Source organism: Pseudomonas sp. CM25, assembly GCF_013179705.1.
In the GTDB taxonomy this organism is placed as follows: Bacteria; Pseudomonadota; Gammaproteobacteria; order Pseudomonadales; family Pseudomonadaceae; genus Aquipseudomonas.
Map to the genome: position 1 here is coordinate 1 of NZ_JABMCW010000565.1, position 2,159 is coordinate 2,159.

Here is a 2,159-nt window from a genome sequence, read left to right on the forward strand (position 1 = left end):
GTTCATCTGCACGGCGCCGAGCAGCGTGTCCGGGCGATTGATGACCATCGCCGCCTGACCCGCCTCGGCTTTTTCGTAGCTGAGCACATGCGCGATGTGCAGCTGGCCTGCGTTTTTCTGGAAGAACAGCTCGCCCGCCAGCCCGTCCGGCGCACGTACCAGCGCCACCGGCCGGTGCTTGAGCTGCGGCAGGATCCACTGGCTGACCGCTGCGTAGTATTCGGCCACGTCACGCTTGGTGCTGCCGCTGCTGGCATCGATGACGCGGTCGGGGTGGGTCAGGCGCAGGTCGTCAAACTCATCCGCTGCCTTGGCCTTTTTGGTTTTCGGCACGGTCTTGGCGGGCATGGCGCGCTCCAGGTCGATGGCAGTGGCAGGTTTGTCATCGCGCAGGCCATGGAACACCGAGTGACGGACGATGCCCTCCCGGGTCATCTGCGCGTAGGCGACTTCGGCCAGCAACTGTGGCTTCAGCCAGTGCACGCCGCGGGCTTCGGCCCCGGTCGGTGGTTTGGGCAGTGCGGGCTTGGCGATTTCCAGCGGTTCGAGACGGGCATGGATACTGGCAAGCGTGGTGCTGCTGAAGCCGGTACCGACCTTGCCGGCATAGCGCAGCGCGCCGCTTTCATTGTCATGCAGTGCCAGCAGCAAGGCGCCGAAACCGCTACGGCTACCTTTGGGGTCGGTAAAGCCGACAATCACGAACTCCTGGCGTTGCGTGCACTTGAGCTTGATCCAGTCGGCGCTGCGCCGGCCCACGTAGGGGCTGTCCAGGCGCTTGCCGATCAGCCCTTCAAGTTGCAGGCGGCAGGCGCTGTCGAGCAGCGAATCCACCGGTTGGTCGAAGTCGGCGGAGAACTTCAGGTTGTCGGCCTCGTTGTGCTCCAGCAACTGGCGCAGCGCTTGGCGGCGCTCCTGCAGCGGTACCTGGCGCAAGTCACGGCCGCCCAGAAACGGCAGGTCGAACAGGTAATAGGTGATCTGCTCATCGCGCCCGGAGTCAAACGCATTCTGCAGCGCCTGAAAATCGGCCACGCCGTGTTCGTTGTTGACCACCATTTCGCCATCCAGCCAGGCCGAGTCGACGCCCAGCTCGCGCAAGGCGTTCAATTGCCCCGGCATTTTGGCACTCCAGTCGTGGCCATTGCGGGTAAACAGGCGGATGTCATCGCCTTCGATCCGGGCCAGGATGCGATAACCGTCGAATTTCACTTCGTAGCGCCATTCACCGGTGGGCGGTGAGTCGACCAAGGTGGCGAGCTGCGGCTCCAGGTGGGTTGGCAATGCAGCTGCTTTGCCGGTGCTTGCCCGCTTGCGGGTGGCAGGTTTTCGCTTCGCTGCTTTTGCGGTACTGCCTTTTGGCACCAGGGTGCGGTCGCTGATGACGCTGTCGGGCTGGTCGTCGACGATGCTGTATTCGCTTTCACTGCGGGCCTGGCCGTCGTGCGACTTGACCAGCATCCACTGTTCCTTCTTGCCCGCCAGGCGAGTGCGAAACAGGTTCCATACGCCGCTGAGCTTCTCGCCCTGCAGGCGAAAACGCAGTTTGCCCTTGGCATAGGCCGCCTGCGCATCGCCCTCGGGCTCCCAGATGCCCCGGTCCCAGACAATAACGTCACCCGCGCCATAATGCCCCTCAGGGATGTTGCCTTCGAAGTCGGCGTAATCCAGAGGGTGATCTTCGACGTGCACGGCCAGGCGCCGTACCTTCGGGTCGAGCGACGGCCCTTTGGGGATGGCCCAGCTTTTCAGCGTGCCATCCAGCTCCAGGCGAAAGTCGTAGTGCAGGTGGCTGGCGTCGTGTTTCTGGATGCAGAACTGCAAGGCGTGGGCCCGCTTGGCACGGCTGCGCTTGCCACTGGGTTCAGGCGTGGCGTTGAAATCGCGTTTGCGCGCGTATTCCTCGAGGGGTTTGGCCATGGCGGGCTCCGGGGCGAGTCGCGGTCTTATCGTTGGGAGGCGGCGGGGCCCGGCGGAGTTCAAAATATCCGCCGAGGCGAGCGCGCTGAAAAACTCTGAATCTTCCTGGGTTTGGTGGAGTCGACCGAAGGTAAGCCAACTGACGGAGACGATCATGTCCAGACCTGATGACCCCAAACCGTATACACCGACCGAAATCGATGACACCGAAGACCGCATGGGCAGCGTCCATGAACTGG

The 2,159-nt window shown here is 63.2% G+C and carries 1 protein-coding gene and 1 pseudogene; one reads left to right on the forward strand and one right to left on the reverse strand.

All coding sequences use genetic code 11. The annotated features are described in order from the left end of the window. The coding region (ligD, locus tag HP546_RS29460) for a DNA ligase D (protein ID WP_172233163.1) at positions 1-1,920 on the reverse strand (1,920 nt) is incomplete at its 3' end. A gap of 154 nt (positions 1,921-2,074) precedes the next feature. Between ligD and HP546_RS29465 the strand changes: the two are divergent. After that, positions 2,075-2,159 (forward strand): annotated as a pseudogene (locus HP546_RS29465) (phosphotransferase system, HPr-related protein); the annotation flags it as partial.